Source organism: Variovorax sp. Soil_C_19, assembly GCF_057657255.1.
In genome coordinates, this window is the sequence record NZ_JBDGIV010000023.1 from 1 (window position 1) to 16,146 (window position 16,146).

At 64.9% G+C, this 16,146-nt stretch carries 15 protein-coding genes; 8 read left to right on the forward strand and 7 right to left on the reverse strand.

Annotated elements, in window-relative coordinates:
* Window positions 1–462: 462 nt before the first annotated feature.
* Window positions 463–930 (reverse strand): Lrp/AsnC family transcriptional regulator, encoded by a 468-nt coding sequence (locus tag AC3A6R_RS25840; protein ID WP_487865990.1) that lies wholly within the window; start codon window positions 928–930, stop codon window positions 463–465.
* A 207-nt stretch (window positions 931–1,137) separates the two neighbouring features.
* Between AC3A6R_RS25840 and AC3A6R_RS25845 the strand changes: the two genes are divergently transcribed.
* The 4 genes from AC3A6R_RS25845 to AC3A6R_RS25860 all read left to right on the forward strand — a co-directional run bounded on the left by AC3A6R_RS25845 (window position 1,138) and on the right by AC3A6R_RS25860 (window position 6,184).
* Entirely contained in the window at window positions 1,138–2,538 is a 1,401-nt protein-coding gene (locus AC3A6R_RS25845; RefSeq protein ID WP_487865991.1) for a tryptophanase, read from the forward strand.
* Window positions 2,535–3,938: an FAD-binding oxidoreductase gene (locus tag AC3A6R_RS25850; protein WP_487863057.1), complete on the forward strand. Its 1,404-nt coding sequence runs from the start codon at window positions 2,535–2,537 to the stop codon at window positions 3,936–3,938. Before AC3A6R_RS25845 ends, AC3A6R_RS25850 begins: the two co-directional genes overlap by 4 nt.
* Window positions 3,939–4,055: 117 nt before the next feature.
* Window positions 4,056–4,988: a Bug family tripartite tricarboxylate transporter substrate binding protein gene (locus AC3A6R_RS25855; RefSeq protein WP_487866030.1), complete on the forward strand. Its 933-nt coding sequence runs from the start codon at window positions 4,056–4,058 to the stop codon at window positions 4,986–4,988.
* Entirely contained in the window at window positions 4,985–6,184 is a 1,200-nt protein-coding gene (locus AC3A6R_RS25860; RefSeq protein ID WP_487865992.1) for an aminotransferase-like domain-containing protein, read from the forward strand. The genes AC3A6R_RS25855 and AC3A6R_RS25860 overlap by 4 nt, the downstream gene beginning before the upstream one ends.
* Before the next feature lie 228 nt (window positions 6,185–6,412).
* Here the strand turns inward: AC3A6R_RS25860 and copM are convergent, their stop codons facing one another.
* Both copM and AC3A6R_RS25870 read right to left on the reverse strand, forming a co-directional pair.
* Window positions 6,413–7,900, reverse strand: a complete 1,488-nt coding sequence (gene copM / locus AC3A6R_RS25865; protein WP_487865993.1) for a CopM family metallochaperone — start codon at window positions 7,898–7,900, stop codon at window positions 6,413–6,415.
* Window positions 7,901–7,919: 19 nt separating this feature from the next.
* Complete coding sequence (locus AC3A6R_RS25870) at window positions 7,920–8,246, reverse strand: cupin domain-containing protein (protein WP_487865994.1); 327 nt, start codon at window positions 8,244–8,246, stop codon at window positions 7,920–7,922.
* A gap of 121 nt (window positions 8,247–8,367) precedes the next feature.
* On the opposite strand from AC3A6R_RS25870, the gene AC3A6R_RS25875 reads away from it, so the two are divergent.
* The 3 genes from AC3A6R_RS25875 to AC3A6R_RS25885 are packed head-to-tail and all read left to right on the forward strand — an operon-like array spanning window position 8,368 to window position 10,494.
* The gene (locus AC3A6R_RS25875) at window positions 8,368–8,772 is read left to right on the forward strand and encodes a group III truncated hemoglobin (protein ID WP_487865995.1); all 405 of its coding nucleotides are present in this window, start codon (window positions 8,368–8,370) and stop codon (window positions 8,770–8,772) included.
* 5 nt (window positions 8,773–8,777) lie between these two features.
* Window positions 8,778–10,025 carry an NnrS family protein gene (locus AC3A6R_RS25880; protein WP_487865996.1) on the forward strand — a complete coding sequence of 416 codons (1,248 nt, stop codon included), beginning with the start codon at window positions 8,778–8,780 and terminating at the stop codon, window positions 10,023–10,025.
* 13 nt (window positions 10,026–10,038) lie between these two features.
* On the forward strand, window positions 10,039–10,494 hold the full coding sequence (locus tag AC3A6R_RS25885) for an RrF2 family transcriptional regulator (protein ID WP_487865997.1): 456 nt from the start codon (window positions 10,039–10,041) through the stop codon (window positions 10,492–10,494).
* Between the two features lie 369 nt (window positions 10,495–10,863).
* Here the strand turns inward: AC3A6R_RS25885 and AC3A6R_RS25890 are convergent, their stop codons facing one another.
* Window positions 10,864–11,109: a GlsB/YeaQ/YmgE family stress response membrane protein gene (locus AC3A6R_RS25890; RefSeq protein ID WP_487865998.1), complete on the reverse strand. Its 246-nt coding sequence runs from the start codon at window positions 11,107–11,109 to the stop codon at window positions 10,864–10,866.
* Window positions 11,110–11,157: 48 nt separating this feature from the next.
* Window positions 11,158–11,643, reverse strand: a complete 486-nt coding sequence (locus tag AC3A6R_RS25895; protein ID WP_487863065.1) for a hemerythrin domain-containing protein — start codon at window positions 11,641–11,643, stop codon at window positions 11,158–11,160.
* A 178-nt stretch (window positions 11,644–11,821) separates the two neighbouring features.
* On the opposite strand from AC3A6R_RS25895, the gene AC3A6R_RS25900 reads away from it, so the two are divergent.
* The gene (locus AC3A6R_RS25900) at window positions 11,822–14,137 is read left to right on the forward strand and encodes a TonB-dependent receptor (protein ID WP_487865999.1); all 2,316 of its coding nucleotides are present in this window, start codon (window positions 11,822–11,824) and stop codon (window positions 14,135–14,137) included.
* A 485-nt stretch (window positions 14,138–14,622) separates the two neighbouring features.
* Here AC3A6R_RS25900 and AC3A6R_RS25905 read toward each other — a convergent pair whose 3' ends face one another.
* Window positions 14,623–15,123, reverse strand: a complete 501-nt coding sequence (locus AC3A6R_RS25905; RefSeq protein WP_487866000.1) for a GNAT family N-acetyltransferase — start codon at window positions 15,121–15,123, stop codon at window positions 14,623–14,625.
* Window positions 15,116–15,406, reverse strand: coding sequence for a type II toxin-antitoxin system TacA family antitoxin (locus AC3A6R_RS25910; protein WP_487863068.1), 291 nt, complete (start codon window positions 15,404–15,406; stop codon window positions 15,116–15,118). Before AC3A6R_RS25910 ends, AC3A6R_RS25905 begins: the two co-directional genes overlap by 8 nt.
* Between the last annotated feature and the right edge of the window lie 740 nt (window positions 15,407–16,146).

The following is a 16,146-nucleotide window of genomic DNA, read 5'->3' on the forward strand; positions in this document are numbered from 1 at the left end:
TCGTCGAGCCGTAGACCTCTGCGCGCGCATCGATTCCGGCGCCGCGGGCAAGGGCGTGGTTTATTGACCGCTTACGACGTGAGCCTCTATTTTTTCGAACGTGCCGATGTGCGTGCAGGGCTGTCGGTGTTGCCGCCCTCGCATCGTGAAGTTTCGCGGCGGATCAAAGCAGGCGGGCTCTACTGCTGCACTCGTTGCGGCTTGCCACGGTCGATCGAAGCGGGCCAAGAGGCCCGATGCTCGCGCTGCAACAACGACACGTGGGCAGAGGCTCTCACTAGGCCTCGCGTTCAATAGCAGCCAAGAGATTCGCCGGAACATCATCGGCTGGACAAACGGCTGTCACGACGTGCAGTCTTGACAACTCCGAAATCTGCGCCGGCTCGGACCACACCTTCACCGAAGTGCGTTGTGGGTGCGGATCGACCCACGCCGGCGAGCGGTGCGTTCGCCTTCAGCGCTCTACTGTGGCAGAGGGAGCCCCGATCGCGGCTTTATCTCTTCCAGGCAGACGAGTGACTTGACGAAGTTGACGCCGGGCAACGCCACCAGACGCTCCGTCAAGATGACGTTGAGTCCCTCGAGGTCGCGGGCAATCACCTTGAGGACATAGTCGAAGTCCCCTGTGACCGAGTGGCACTCCAGCACCTCGGGCATCTGGGCAAGGGTCTGGCGGAAGAGCTTGAGATCTCGCATATGGCCCCGCTCCATCCCGATGTGGACGAATGCCGTCACCTGCAGACCCAGCGCGGCGGGTCGAAGGCGCGCCTCGTACCGGGCAATCACACCTCCCTCGTCCAGACGGTGGTGGCGCCGGCTGCACTGTGCCGGTGAAAGACCGATGGCCTCTGCCATTTCGAGGTTCGACATCCGGCCGTTCTCTTGCAGAAGGCGAAGGATGCGCACGTCGGTGTTGTCGAGCTTGAGCATATGAAATTATATTGCTCGATTCTCTGGATTCATGCAACTCATGATCTTATTTTGCTGCTGTGATGCGGTAAATGAAAGCTCATTCCGCGCCTGGAGCCCAATAATTCCTCTGTTCTTCGACGACAGAACGTCGTACTCCATTCGACGCAATCTGTCATTTTGCCGGCCTCCTGCCGAGCCTGGTCGATCCAACAGCATGGAACTTTCATGAAACGCATACCCGAGCCGTTCCGCATCAAGACCGTCGAGAGAATCACGATGACGACGCGAGAGCACCGAGAGAAGGCGCTGCTCGAAGCAGGCCTCAACCCGTTCCTTCTGCGCAGCGACGACGTCTACATCGACCTCCTCACCGACAGCGGCAGCGGCGCCATGAGCGACCGACAGTGGAGCGCCATGATGGCTGCCGACGAGGCATATGCCGGCAGCCGCAGCTACTACCGGCTTGCCGAAACCATCCAGAAGGTGTTCGGCTACCCCTATCTCGTCCCTGCTCACCAGGGACGTGGCGCCGAGCAGATACTCTATCCCGAGCTCGTCAAGCGGCGGGGTTCCGAACGACCGGTGTTCCTGTCGAACTTCCACTTCGACACCACCAAGGTGCACATTGAACTGGCTGGCGCACGCGCCCTCAACGCGCTCAACAAGGAAGCCCTCGACACCGGGGAATACCACGACTGGAAGGGCAACTTTGATCTGGGCGAGCTTGCCCGGCTCGTCGAAACCCAGGGTGCATCCAACGTCGCGGCCATCGTGGCGACCGTGACCTGCAACACCACCGGCGGCCAGCCCGTCGCGTTGGCCAACCTGCGGTCCGCCTCACAGATTGCGCGCCAGGGCGGCATTCCGATGGTCATAGACGCGACCCGTTTCGCGGAGAACGCGTGGTTCATTCATGAGCGCGAACCGGAATATGCACAGCACAGCATTCCGGAGATCGTGCGCGAGATGATGTCCTGCGCGGACATCGCCGTCATGTCGTCCAAGAAGGACGGACTGGTCAACATCGGGGGTTTTTGCGCATTCCGTGACGACGAGGACCTGTTCCGCGCGGTGCAGGAGCGGTGCGTGGTACGCGAGGGGTTCATCACCTACGGCGGCCTGGCAGGCCGCGACCTGGAGGCGCTGGCCGTCGGGCTGGAAGAGGCGATGGATCCGGATTACCTGCACTACCGGGTCGGCCAGGTCGCCTACCTGGGCGAACGTCTTCGTGCCGAGGGCATCCCGATCCAGCACCCGACCGGAGGCCATGCCGTGTTCGTCGATGCCGCAGCCTTGCTGCCCCACATCCCCCCGGAGCAGTTTCCCGCACATGCGCTGGCATGCGAGCTCTACATCGAGTCCGGCGTGCGGGCCGTCGAGATCGGTTCGCTGCTCCTGGGCCGCGACCCGCTGACCGGCGTGCAGGAGAAAGCGCCCCTCGAGTCGATGCGGCTGACGATTCCGCGGCGGGTCTACACGAACGACCACATGGACTATGTCGCAGACGCACTTGTTGCGGTCGCCAAGCGCGCGGACGCCATCCGTGGGCTCGATTTCACCCACGAACCCGAGCTCCTACGGAACTTCACGGCCCGGTTTCGCTGGATGCCCGGGAGCACCGGATGACATCCCCTCCCACGCGCACCGCACGTGTGCTGCCCGAAGCGGCCATCGACGAGCTTCAGACCCGCTTCGGCATGCGCTGCTCGCTCGCGCTTGCCGTGCGTGAACAGCACGGGCGCGACGAGTCTGCGTTCGACGTGCCCCCGCCGCAGGTCGTGGTGTTCGCCATGAGCAGCGCGGAGGTCGCCAGCACGCTGGCTCTGGCAAGCCGATACGACATGCCCGTGATTGCGTTTGGCGGCGGGACTTCGCTGGAAGGCCAGCTGCTTGCCGTCGACGGCGGCATCAGCCTCGACGTAAGCCGCATGGACCAGATCGTTCACGTTGCGGCCGACGACATGTTGGCGGTGGTTCAGCCCGGCGTCACACGCAAGCAGCTCAACGATGCCGTCCGCGCCCTCGGCTTGTTCTTCCCTGTCGACCCAGGTGGCGAGGCGACGCTGGGCGGAATGGCCGCCACCCGGGCCAGCGGCACGAACGCAGTCCGATACGGCACGATGCGCGAGAACGTCCTGGCGCTCGAGGTAGTGACATCCCAGGGCGACGTCATTCGCACTGGAACGCGTGCAAGGAAGTCGTCTGCCGGCTACGACCTGACGCACCTCTACATCGGAAGCGAAGGGACGCTGGGCGTCATCACCGAACTGACGGTCAGATTGAGCCCGCTTCCCGAAGCCATCGCTTGCGCCACCTGCTCGTTCCCAGACATCGGCACGGCGATCCGCACGACCATCGACATCATCCAGCACGGACTGCCGATCGCGCGGGTCGAACTCCTCGATGCGCGCACGGTCGGCATGGTGAACAAGCATTCGCACCTGGCTCTGCGCGAAGCGCCTCTGCTGCTGATGGAGTTTCATGGCTCGCCACAATCCGTGCGCGAGCAGACCGCCATCGTCGAGGAGATCGCGTTGGGTCATGGGGGGTCTGCGTTCGGATGGGAAACAACGCCCGAGGGGCGCACGAGGCTCTGGACCGCGCGGCACCAGGCGTTCTTTGCGGCACTTCAGTCGAGACCGGGCTGCAGAGCCATTGCGACGGATGCCTGCGTGCCGATCTCGCAGCTGGCCGATTGCATGCTCGCCTCCATCGACGACGCAGTGGCAAGCGGCCTTCCTTTCGCGTTGGTTGGTCATGTGGGCGACGGAAATTTTCATTTTGCCTATCTGGTCGACCCTCTCGAACCTCAGGAACTGACGCAGGCCGAGGCCCTGAACACGCGCTTGGTGGAGCGGGCGTTGTCATTCGGAGGCACTTGCAGCGGCGAGCATGGGATCGGGCTGCACAAGCGCGGTTTCCTGTTGGCAGAAGCCGGCGAAGGCGCCCTGTCCGTGATGCGTCGGATCAAGCATGCGCTCGATCCGGGCGACATCCTCAACCCGGGAAAGATCTTCCTGCCGTAGCGCTTCATCGAAGCTGCAACGACCTCGTACCCATTTCTCGATTGGAGCGCACTCATGATCAGGTTCAGCATCTCGCGTATCGCCTTGAAGGTTCTGCGTACGGCCTTCATTTCGTCCATGTGGTTGGCAGCGGGTGCCGCCAGTGCCCAATTGGGAGGCGACGCCCTTCGTCTCCTGGTCGGCTTTCCGCCGGGAGGCGGCACGGACGCCATTGCGCGCGTGCTTGCCGAGAGGCTTGGAGAAGAGCTGGGCAGGCAGGTCGTCGTCGACAACCGCGCGGGCGCGGGGGGGCAGATCGCCGCGCAGACCCTCAAGAGCGCACCCGCCGACGGCAAGACATTCTTTCTTTCCAACGATCACACGATCTCCGTCATTCCGCAGGTCATGAAGAATCCGGGCTTCGACCCGCTGAAGGACTTCGTGCCTGTCGCCGGTTTCGCCAACAGCGTCAACGGCTTGGCCGTCCCAGCGGCGAGTCCCGTGCGCACCATCGCCGAGTACGTTTCGCGGGTCAAGCGGCAGAACGGGACAGCGAATGCGATCGGAGTACCGGCACCGGCCTCCATCCCCGAGTTTCTTGTCAAGGACATTGGCACCAAGTACCGACTCGATCTGCAAGCCGTTCCCTACCGTGGCAGCGGCCCCATGATCCTCGATATGCTGAGCAATCAGATCCCTGCCGGCATCGGTTCGATGGCCGACTTCATCGAATACCACAAAGCCGGGAAGCTCCGCGTCATTACCCTCATCGGGCGAGAGCGCCAGCCTTCTTTCCCAGATGCGCAGACTTTCAGCGAACTCGGCATGGCCGGTCTCGAGGACCTACCCTACTACGGCTTCTTCGCTCCACGCGGAACGCCACAGGCCGCGATCGACCGCTTCGGTGCTGCCTTGGCCAAGGTGATCGGCACTCCCGCCGTGCACGATCGAATCACTGCAATGGGATTCTTGGTTGAATTCATGAACCAACGGCAGTTCACCGACCGTGTCCGCGTGTACACGACGCAATGGGCGCAGACCATCAAGGCAAGCGGGTATCAACCGCAATGAGGTTTGCCACGCGACTGGACGGCATCGAGACCTCCGCCATCCGGGAGCTCTTCAAGCTGCTGGGGACTCCTGGGATGATCAGCTTTGCGGGGGGCTTTCCCGACAGCGCGATGTTCGACGTGGAGGGCCTGAAGGAGGCGAGCCAGAAGGCGCTGGCGGAGGAGCCCGGCGGCGCGCTGCAGTACGGCGCCACCGAAGGCTACGAACCGCTGCGCACGCAGCTCTCCGCGTTCATGGGCACCAAGGGTGTCGAGGTCGATCCGAGCGGCCTGATCGTCACCACGGGCAGCCAGCAGGCGCTCGACCTGCTCGGCAAGACCATGATCTCGCCCGGCGACAAGGTGATCGTCGAGGGGCCGACCTTCCTGGCCACCATCCAGTGCTTTCGCCTCTATGGCGCGCAGCTCGTCAGCGCACCGATCGACGCCAACGGCGTGGACACCGATGCGCTCGAGAAACTCATCGCCGAGCACAAGCCGAAGTTCGTCTACCTGATCCCGACCTTCGGCAATCCGAGCGGCGCGACGCTGAGCCTCGAACGCCGCAAGAAGGTGCTCGAACTGGCCGTGAAGTACCAGACGCTGATGGTCGAAGACGACCCGTATGGCGACCTCTACTTCGGCGAAGCGCCGCCGCCGTCGATCATGGCGCTGGCCAAGGACGTGCCCGGCAGCCGCGACCTGGTGGCGCATTGCGGCAGCCTCAGCAAGGTGCTGAGCCCGGGCCTGCGCGTGGGCTGGATGATCGCGCCGGCCGAACTGCTGGCCAAGGCGACGATGTGCAAGCAGTTCAGCGACGCCCACACCAGCACCTTCGCCCAGGCCACGGCCGCGCAGTACCTGAAGAGCGGCCGCATGCCGGCCACGCTGGCCCATGTGCGCGAGGTGTACGGCCAGCGCGCGCAGGCCATGGGCCAGGCGCTGAAACGCGAGCTCGGCGAGGCGGTGAGCTTCACGCAGCCGAACGGCGGCCTGTTCTTCTGGGCCCGCCTTACCGGCGCCAACGGCAAGCTGGCCGACGCGAACGAACTGGCCAAGCGCGCGATCGAGAAGCTCGTGGCCTTCGTGCCGGGCGCGCCGTTCTTTGCCGAGAAGCCCGACGTGGCGACGCTGCGGCTGAGCTTTGCGACGGCCGACGTGGCGAAGATCGAAGAGGGCGTGAGGCGCCTTGCCTGCGCAATGTCGGAGTGCGAGTGACGGCGTCGTCTTGTTGCTGGCTAACCTTAGAGTTCAGGCACGACTGTGCGCATCGTTCATCAGACGACACAGTCTTTGAACAAGAGCGGAGGTCCTTGGCGAAAGCGCGACGGGAGGCTTCGCCATGCAGGTGCGCCGCACGCGTTGTTCTGAATGCCCCGGTCACTCGGCGCTGCTCAGCGCGCGCATCTGTTGAGCTCACTCATGGCTGGAGCCTTGCACTTTCGCTCAGTTCGGTGGTTTGATGCCACGTGCCGCCAGCCAAGCCTTCATCTCCTGGATCTCATGCCGCTGCGCGGCGATGATCTCCTGCGCCAGCTTGCGGTTGACGGGGTCCTTTCCGTACTGCAACTGGATCTGGGCCATGTCGATGGCACCCTGGTGATGCGGGATCATGCCGAGCACGAACGCGACGTCGGGATCGGGATGCTGGATGCCCTCCTGCATCGGGCCGTGCATTCTGGCCATGCTGGCTGCATAGGCGTCGCGCGCTGAACCGCCTGATGCGCTTGCAGATGGCGTTGCATGCCGGAGTCCGTGGGCGCCAGCGGGGGCGGGTGGCGCGGTCTCTTTGCCGATGGCCTGTGGCCCATGCGGGTGTTCTGCGCTGTAGGTGTGGGTCGCCATCTCAGCGGTGGCTGTGTTTGCTTCACCGTTCGGACCGTACAACGCCAGATGCAAACCCCAGTAGCCGCTCGTGAAAATCACCAACGCTGCGCTGAGCGCTACCGGAATGGTCCAGACCGAGCGCCGGATGGCGAAGCGCACCTGGGGCGTCGGGTCTGCGGCAATGGCCACGATGATCGCCATGATGAGGGCGTGTCCCACCAAGTCGATGCGCCCGAACGGGTAGACGGCCGCGTTGAAGATCAAGAACAGCGTGATCGCCGACAACCGCCGCACCAGTGCCGTCCAGAGCAGGCCGAAGCCCATCGTGAACTCCGCCACGCCTGCCATCGGGATGAACACGTCGCGCGGCATGCCGAAGGTGAGGAACGGCTTTTCTTCGACAAGCGGGTAGAACCAGTCCGGATAGGCGAACTTCTCGAGACTCGACCACATCAGGGCGATGGCCACGCCCCAGCGCAGCACTTCGAACCGGTACTTGCGCCATTCCGGCTTGCTCGACGATTCGAGTACAAGGTAGCCCGCGACCGAAACGCCGAGTGCCAGGTAGTCCAGCAGGTGGAACAGGTCGTACTCGGTGAGCGCCAGCACCCACAACAGGATGATGCCGGCGGCCGCCAGCGGCATCGTTCGACGCGAGAAGACGCAGGCGGCGATCAGCAGCTGCATCCACGACACCCATTCGTTCGGTGTCTTCAGGTCTGGCGTCAGATACACCCCGCCCACCGCGAAGATCGCGACGAAGAAGGCCGCGATGACCACCCGCACGAAATCGTCCAGGCGCATCCACAGCGGATTCATCACCTTGTCCATGCCGGCGAGGATGCTTTGTCCGACGGTCATCTTCTCGAGGGCCCGGGTGGCCAAGAAGAACATCAGCACCAGTGCGATGCCGATCCAGAACCACTGGTTGGCGAGCGTCGCGCTCAACGGCTGCGGTGGCGCGCCCACGATGTAAGGCGCAAACCATTTCACATGCGCGTGGGCGGTCAAGGCCGCGCCGGCGCCCCCGAAGGCTGCAAGGCGCAGCAGCCTCTGGCGCGGTCTGCCCACGGTGCCGTCAAGCGCGTCGAGTGCATTCTTCTTCATAGCGACTTTCTTTCTGATGTCAGGGGTGCAGGACCGTCACCAGCAGCACCGTGTCCCGATGGGCCTGAACGCGGTGGGGTTCTGCGGCGGGCAGCATCACCAAGCTGCCCGGGACCAGTCGGCAGGTCCGCGATGGCGTCGCGACATCCGCCTCGCCGGACAGGCATTGGACCGTGATCTCGCCCGGTACGTGGTGCTCCGGCAGCGCCTGTCCTGCTGCCAGCACCACCCGTATCAACTGGAGATGAGGCGTCTTGAGAAGACTGCTGCTGACTGCCGCGCCGTGCGCTTGGTCGGTGGCGTGCAGATCGATGACCTCCAGGGGCTGGGCATGTTTGAGGGCCATGGCGCTTTGCGTTTGATGTAGGTCAGGAAGCCGGTGACGAGGACGCCTCTTGGCGCCATCATAAGGTATATTCTTTATATATCTTATGAATAACCCAACGCTACGAACGACAGAGGACGGAATGCCCGGGAGCAATCTCTGCACCGAAGCCGACGTCACGGCCCTCGTGCACACGTTCTACTCGCATGTCCGCGAGGACGAGGTGCTGGGCCCGATCTTCGACGCACACATCGGCGACTGGAACCGCCACCTGGCCAGGCTGGTGGATTTCTGGTCGGCCATTCTCCGGCGCACGGGCCGGTTCTCGGGCGCGCCCATGCCCAAGCATGCGGTGTTGCCCGGCCTCTCGGCAGAGCTGTTCGAGCGCTGGTTGAAGCTGTTCCGCGAGAACGCGGTCGCGCAACCCAACCAGGCGATGGCCCGGCAGGCCTGCGCGATGGCCGAGCGCATCGCGCAAAGCCTGTGGTTGGGCTACCAGACCAGCCGCGATCCTGACGCCCTGCCCGCGGCACTGACCCAGGGCTGAGTGGCATGGCCGAGCTGTTGAAGATCAAGGCGCCGGCAAGGGCGAAGCCGCCTCTGCCGCAGTGGGCGGCGTTCCTGGAGCTGGGATTTCGGCCGCTGTACCTGGCCGGCTGCTTCTGGGCCGCCGCGTCGGTGGCGCTGTGGGTGTTCGCGCCCGGGCTGCTTCGCGGGAAACTGGCCGGTGTCATCTGGCATGCGCACGAGATGCTCTGGGGCTTCATCGCCACCATCGCGGTGGGCTTCCTGCTCACCGCGGGCAGCAACTGGACGGGCACCAATCCGCTCAAGGGCAGGTCGCTGGGCGCATTGAGCCTGCTGTGGGTTCTGGCGCGGGTGGGCTTCCTCGTGCCGGGAGACATGGCGTTCTTACTGGCGGTTGCTTGCGAGGTAATGTTCTTCGCCGTGTCGGCCGTGGCCCTGGCCCGCGCCATCTACGGCGCGCGCAACCGGCGCAACTATGGCGTGCCGCTGCTGGTGTTCGCGCTGGGCGGGGCGGATGCGTTCTTCCTGCTCGCGAGCTGGCAGGGCGACCATGGACGGCTCATGCAGCACTTCCACACCGGTCTGCTGTGCATGGCGCTGATCGCGTTGCTGGTGGCAAGGCGGGTCATCCCGTTTTTCGCGATGCGTGCGGTGCCGGGTTTGAGCATTCCGATGCACACACGCAGCGGCCATTGGCAACTGGCGGCCGGCGGCTTGGCCATCGGCTGCGGACTGATGGGCTGGGCGGATGCCTCGGCCCTGTTCCTGAGCGCTGCCGGTGTGATTGCGCTGGTGCAGGTAGGGGCCTGGAATCCGGCCGCCGTACGGCGCGTGCCGCTGTTGTGGATCCTGTATGTCGGGTACGCCGCGACAGGCGCGGGGCTGCTGGCGGCCGCTGCGCACGCTGCAGGCGGCATGGTGCGCAGCGCCTGGCCGGTGCACGTGATCGGCGTGGCCGGGTTCTCCGTTCTGATCATCGGCATGGTGACACGCACGGCGCTGGGACACCTGGGGCGGCCGCTGCGCTCGGATCGCCTCATCGAGTGCTGCTATGGACTGGTGATCGCCGCCGCGGCGCTGCGCCTGCTGGCGCTGCTGCCGACCGGGCTGGCGTCGGGTGCGCTGCACGCCTCGGCTGGCGCCTGGGTGCTGGCCTTCGCGCTGTACCTGTGGCGGTTCTTCCCCATGCTGATTCGCCCGCGCATCGACGCGCCGGCCGCGCCGGTTCTCAAGCCGCAACAGATTGCGGTGCGACCGCGCCCGCCGCAATGACTGGAGCCATCCCATGCGTTTGACCACGATGACCGACTACGCGCTGCGCCTGCTGATGTACGTGGCGCAGCAGCCCAAGCGTCTGTGCACCATCTCGGAGGTGGCACAGGCCTACGACATCTCGGAAGCCCACCTCATGAAGGTCACTCACCAGCTCGGCCAGCAAGGCTGGATCGAGACCGTGCGCGGCAAGGGCGGCGGTATGCGCCTGGCCCATGCGCCGCGCGACATCAACCTGGGCGCCGTGGTGCGCGGCATCGAGCCGGACTTCGCCTTGGTCGAGTGCTTCTCGACCGGCAACCAGTGCGTCGTGACGGGACAGTGCCGCCTGGCCAAGGTGTTCGGCGGCGCCCTGCAGGAGTTCATGGCCCACCTCGACGGCTTCTCGTTGGCCGACCTGTTGCCCGGCAGCGACCTGCCACTGATAACGGGTCAGCGCATGAAGCTGGAGCGCAGGCGGCTGGCATGAGGAATTTCCCCCGGGCGATGGCGTCCTGATGATCTGACCTGCTGGCCGCCGTCGCCGTCGCCTTCGTCAGCACGGTGCTCTTCGATGTGGTGATGCTCGAAGGCGTGCGAAAGCACCTGCCGCAAGAGGCCATGCGACGTTGGAGCGCGTGATCGTCAACCAAGCCACCGCCGTGATGCCCCGGTCCTGATGCCGCGTTGCGCAGCCTGCATCGGGCTGGCCCGGCAGCACCGCGCAGCGCTGGCCAGAGCCGTTTGCCAGCCGCTCTGGCCGCCGGCGATGCGCAAGGTCGCAGGGGCGCTCAGCGTGTGCGGTCCTTTCGCCACCGCCATGGTCAGGCGGCGTTGCCTGCGCTTCCAGCCAGGGCCGTCAGCGCTTCACCACCATCCCGTAGATCACCAGAAGCACGATGGCGCCCACGACCGAAGCGAGGAATCCTGCTCCCGCACCGGCGGCGTACCACCCCATCGCTTGACCCAGGTATGTCGACACGAGGGCGCCAACGATCCCCAGTACGGTCGTCAGGATGAAGCCCATCGCCTGTTTGCCAGGCAGCACCGCACGAGCGACGAGCCCGACCACGAAACCGATGAGGACGGTCCAGACTATTCCCATCTCTTTTCCTTTTGAACGTGATGCCGCTATGTGGTTGTGGAGGGACGCTCAGGCCGTGGTCAGTTCGCCCATGAGCTCTTCCTTTCGCGCAGTCAGCCCTTCGCGCATCGCGACCAGGTCCAGCTTGCGCGTCGCACGCGCCTTCACGAAGATCTCGTTGCGCTCTTCCTTTACATGGTGGTCGATGTATTCGCCAAGCACGGTGACCTTCGCGTCGAACATGTCGTCCACGTCCGCGGCTTCCTGGATCTGCGCGATCAGGTCCTTGGCGCTTGCATGTTCGACCTCGGCCTCGTCCAGAAGGTCCGTGTCCTTGATGGCCTCCCGCAGCGCTGGATAGAAGATTTCTTCTTCAATCTGAGCGTGGACGGTCAGCTCGAGGCAGATCTGGTTAGCAAGGTCGCGCTTCTTCTTCGAAGCGCTGGCGGCGCGCGACTTAGTCAGCGTTTCGTACTCCTTGAACATGGCCTTGACCTTGCGATGGTCTGCATCCAGCAGGGTGCAGGCGTCGGGTGCGGTGCGGGTGGTGGGCATCTTTTGCTGCTCCTTCATGGTGGGAACGCAAGCGTGCAACGAAGAGGTTCGCGATACCGTAGGACGCAACCACACCACCGGGACAGATTTCGGACCGGGGTACCCTTGCGTGAGTTCACGCATGGCTGGCCCCAGCGAGACCTCGCGTCCGGGCGCGAGCGTCTATTAGAGTACGCGCATGTCAATCTGCCCATGCGATCTCCTATCCCGTTTCCTGGCCGCCAGCGCTCTCGCCTTCGGGCTGGTCGCGGCGGCCCATGCGCAGCCGGCACCTTCGGGCGATGGCGAAACGCTCCCCGCCGTTACCGTGAATGCCAGGGGCCGTTCGGAAGCCGCCCAGCAGGTTCCGATCCCCCTGACCTCGATCGACGGCGAGGCCCTCGAGACGCAGCAAAGCTGGCGCCTCGAAGACCTGCAGCAATGGTTGCCGAGTACCAGCATCACCTTCGGCGATCCGCGGCAATCGGCCGTCGCGGTGCGCGGCGTGGGCAAGAACCCATCGAACGACGGCCTCGAGGGCAGCACCGGCATCTACCTCGACAACGTCTACCTGGGCCGCGCCGGCATGGCCACATTCGACCTGCTCGACATCGAGCGCGTGGACCTGCTGCGCGGGCCGCAAGGCACGCTTTTCGGCAAGAACACGACCGCCGGCGTGCTGGCCTTGCACACACGTCCCCCGAGCCGCGAGACCGAGCGCAGCCTGCAACTCTCGATCGGACAGCGCGGCCTTGCGCAGGGGCAAGCGATTTTCTCGGGCGCCTTGTCGGAAGAGACGGCGGGCCGGCTGCTGGTGTACGGCACCCATGAACGCGGCACCATCGAGAACATCCACGACGGCGGCCGCGTCAACGGGGGCACTCGATCCGGCATTCGCGGCCAGTGGCTGCTGCGCCGCGGTGACGCCTTCAGCCTGCGCCTGATCGCCGATGCGCACCGGGAGCGCTCCACCTACGGAACCCGCGTCATCTACTCGCTCGGCAGCGGACCGGCGCTGGCCCGCGCCCGCGCGGGCGGCGCCACCGGCATCGTCGCCGACCCGCGGCGCTATGCGGTCAACACCGACGGCGTGGAGCGCGTCGATGTCGACCACGGCGGCCTGTCGGCCGAAGCGAACTGGAAGCTCGCCTCCGGCGCCACCGTCACGTCCATCACCGCCGGCCGCTCATGGAAGTTCGTGCCGACGACCAACGACAATCTCAATATCCCCGTGCTGATCGACGGCGGCTCCCGCGTGCGCCAGCAGCAGTTCTCGCAGGAGCTGCGCTATGCCGGGCCCACCGGCGGTGCGGTCGACTATGTGGTGGGCGCGTTCTACATGCGCCAGCGCATGCGCAACGAGATCTTCACCGTGTTCGGTCCCAGGGCGGATATCGTTCTGCAGGGAACGTCCTTGCCGGTGCTCGCCAACGCGAGCACCGTGAGCTTCGGCGGGCTCGACACGGAGAGCTTCGCGCTCTTCTCCCAGGCCACGTGGCACGCCACGTCCAGGCTCGACCTCACGGCCGGCCTGCGCATCACGCAGGAGCGCAAGGACGGGCGCACCCATCGCGGCGACTCGACCGGTGGTGCCGCTGCCACCGCGTTCCTGCGCAATCGTCCGATCGTGCTTGGGGCTTACGACACCGGCCCGCTGACCATCCGAAAAACCAGCCCGTCGGCGCTCCTGAGCGCGAGCTACCGGCTGCACGACGACGCGATCGGCTACGTGAGTTTCTCGCACGGCGAGCGGTCGGGCGGGATCAATCTGGCGGGCCCAGGTGCCGCTCCCGGCCCGCTCGGCCCCTCGTCGCTGATCATCGGACCCGAACGTGTCGACAGCCTGGACGTCGGCGTCAAGAGCAGCCTGTGGAACGACCGCCTGACGCTCAACCTGAATGCCTTCCTGGCGGGCGTGCGCGGCTACCAGACGTCGATGTTCGTGCCCGCCGGCGCGGGCGCGGGCAACTACGTCGAGATCCTCACGAACGCGGGCGATCTCCGCAGCCGGGGACTGGAACTGGACGCCACCGCGCGACCGGCGCGCGGGCTGACCATGTGGGCCAACGCCGCCTTCAACGACGCACGCTATCGACGCTACGAGGACGCGCCCTGTCCGTCGGAACGCGCGTTCGTGCCGCAGGGGCGCTGCAGCCTGACCGGACGGCAGGTTGCGGGGGCACCGCGCTGGACATTCAACGTCGGTGCCGAATACCGCAGGTCCGTGAGCCCCACCACCCAGCACTTCATTTCGGCGGCGTACGCGTGGCGGTCCGCACAGGACGGCACGCTCGACGGATCGGTCCACTCGCGAATCCCGGCCTATGGCCTGCTGAACCTCGCCACCGGCTGGAAGGTCGCACGGGGCAATGAAACCTGGAGCCTGTCGCTCTGGTTGCGCAATGCGCTCGACAAGAAGTACTTCCCGACCGTGGCCGCCACCGCGAACGGTGCCTACGTGGCATCGGTCGGAACGCCGCGGACTCTGGGACTGACAGTGCGGCTGGACTACTGACCATTCTCCTGCGTAGCCAGCGCGATGAGCGCGTGGAGCAGGCGGTGCGCCGCGTGCGCGCACCGAGGAGATAGGCGACGCCGCGGTCGCGGCGTTGGGCGGATGTTGAGCGTGAGCGTGCGGGTTCGGCGGGTTCCAGCCAGTGCGTTATAGAGGCATGACGCGCCGCGACGGCCGCTGATCGCGTGGCACCAGCAATCTCTGCCAGACTTTTGGGCGGACTCCCTCAATCGACGTGAAGCGGGTACGCTTGTGTCGACGGCGAGGACGCGTGCCCACCTGATCGTCGGAGGTGCGCCGGGCGATGAAGAGTTCCCGGCCCCACTGGCCGGCCGAGCCCAGCGACCTGCACACGGAATTCCCAAGGAATGGATCGGCGGTTCCTTCGATCCCGCGGCGTCGGCATCGGCGAGATCTACAAGCGGTTGAGCCAGAGCAAAGACTGATCGCCAAGAAAGGGTAGCCGGACTATCGCCCGCAAGCGCTCAGGTCTTCTTTGCAAGGGTTGCAATCGGCAGCATGTAGGTCAGCGGGTTGCTGCTGAAACTGACGAAGCCGTGATGCTCGTAGAACGCGGCGGCGGTCTCGTCCTTGGCGTCGACAACCAGTGCGAAGACGCCCATGCCTGACTGCATGGCGCGCAGGCCTGCATCCCACAGAAGCGCCGCACCGAGCTGACGCTTCTGGAACGCCAGGCTCACCGCAAGGCGGCCAACGCGCGCGACTGGGACAAGAGGATACCGCGGCAGCCTCTTCGCGGTTGCCTCGGTCAGGTCAGCAAGAGGCACACTGCCTGCTGCGAGGGTGTAGTACCCGGCGATCGCATCTGTCGCTTTGTCGATAGCGACGTAGCAGGCGCTGGTGCGGCGGCGCATGTCCTGAGACGCTTGCTCTCGCAGATACTTGTCGAGTGGATCGCTGCCGCAGGCGAAGGTCGCGCGGTCATGTTCAGACGCAAGCGCCTCTATGCGGAACTGATCAGTCACCGCGCAAGGTGATCAGTTTCTTGTGGGCCTTGGCTGCCCGCGCCATCGCCGGAGAGAGCGCGGGAGGGTCGAGCAGCAACGAAGCAAAGCGTTGCTGTTCTTCCATCGACAACCGGATGATCTGCGTCTGCTCAATCGTGCGGCGTGCCGCTTCTTGCGCGGCTCCAACGAGAAAGTCACTCAGGCTGCGCCCTTCGATCTCTGCTGCGCGCCGGACCAAAGCCAGTACGCTAGGCGCAATGCGGGCTTCGACACGCTCGGTTCGGACGATCTCAGTGGACATAAAAAACCTCTCTTTTCCAAAATGTACGGCGTATTGCCGTACATGTCAAGACGAAACTTGGACCGTAAGGATTCATTTTTGACTCACATACTCCAAGGACTGAACTCTTGCACGGGCGAGAAGACAGGCCAGATCAGCGAGAACCTCTCGAAAAGCGGATCAGCCAATCGGCGGGAAGGCCGGTCCATCGCGGGGACGAATCCGCAAGGCTCGATCCGAGCGGGAGTTCATTTTCGACTGGGCTGCACTCGCCGGGCGACGGACATCCGCTGCCTGCGCGCCTCATCGCAAGTTCGCAGCAGCCCGTGTAGTGCCGGAACCTTCGAGGTTGAGTTTGCGCTGCGTCGTTCGCGCACCAGGCGTCGGCACGCGGGATCTCACAGACGGTCGCAATGCTGTCATGCCGAGCTCAGCAAAAAGGCTTGCTCGTGCGCATTGGTACGCTGCCGATGGCGAGGCAGGCCCTTCCTAAGGCGACACATCGCATCGTCCGAGGCGCTATTCTTTTCTGCGGGTCATGCGGGTCATGCGGGTCATGCGGGTCATGCGGGTCATGCGATAGCCGTTCGCCAGCCTTTGAGTGCGTAGGGGCTTCGAGCGTGCATAGCTCTCCGGTGGGTCGAGCCGCTGCTCGTACTCACGGCCAGCCCTTCAACGCATTGTCGGTCGGGCATCCCGGTTCACGAATGGTCGCCCTCATGCTTGCGAAGCTTTTCAGGTGCTGCGGAGTCCGCGACGCG

Excerpts from the sequence above, each read along its gene's own strand:
- AC3A6R_RS25890 (WP_487865998.1), bottom strand. The coding sequence starts at position 11,109 with ATGGGAATAGTCTGGACCGTCCTCATCGGTTTCGTGGTCGGGCTCGTC.
- AC3A6R_RS25875 (WP_487865995.1), top strand. The coding sequence starts at position 8,368 with ATGCCCGGGAGCAATCTCTGCACCGAAGCCGACGTCACGGCCCTCGTG.
- AC3A6R_RS25880 (WP_487865996.1), top strand. The coding sequence starts at position 8,778 with ATGGCCGAGCTGTTGAAGATCAAGGCGCCGGCAAGGGCGAAGCCGCCT.
- AC3A6R_RS25895 (WP_487863065.1), bottom strand. The coding sequence starts at position 11,643 with ATGCCCACCACCCGCACCGCACCCGACGCCTGCACCCTGCTGGATGCA.
- copM (WP_487865993.1), bottom strand. The coding sequence starts at position 7,900 with ATGAAGAAGAATGCACTCGACGCGCTTGACGGCACCGTGGGCAGACCG.
- AC3A6R_RS25910 (WP_487863068.1), bottom strand. The coding sequence starts at position 15,406 with ATGTCCACTGAGATCGTCCGAACCGAGCGTGTCGAAGCCCGCATTGCG.
- AC3A6R_RS25900 (WP_487865999.1), top strand. The coding sequence starts at position 11,822 with ATGTCAATCTGCCCATGCGATCTCCTATCCCGTTTCCTGGCCGCCAGC.
- AC3A6R_RS25860 (WP_487865992.1), top strand. The coding sequence starts at position 4,985 with ATGAGGTTTGCCACGCGACTGGACGGCATCGAGACCTCCGCCATCCGG.
- AC3A6R_RS25845 (WP_487865991.1), top strand. The coding sequence starts at position 1,138 with ATGAAACGCATACCCGAGCCGTTCCGCATCAAGACCGTCGAGAGAATC.
- AC3A6R_RS25855 (WP_487866030.1), top strand. The coding sequence starts at position 4,056 with ATGTGGTTGGCAGCGGGTGCCGCCAGTGCCCAATTGGGAGGCGACGCC.
- AC3A6R_RS25840 (WP_487865990.1), bottom strand. The coding sequence starts at position 930 with ATGCTCAAGCTCGACAACACCGACGTGCGCATCCTTCGCCTTCTGCAA.
- AC3A6R_RS25885 (WP_487865997.1), top strand. The coding sequence starts at position 10,039 with ATGCGTTTGACCACGATGACCGACTACGCGCTGCGCCTGCTGATGTAC.
- AC3A6R_RS25870 (WP_487865994.1), bottom strand. The coding sequence starts at position 8,246 with ATGGCCCTCAAACATGCCCAGCCCCTGGAGGTCATCGATCTGCACGCC.
- AC3A6R_RS25850 (WP_487863057.1), top strand. The coding sequence starts at position 2,535 with ATGACATCCCCTCCCACGCGCACCGCACGTGTGCTGCCCGAAGCGGCC.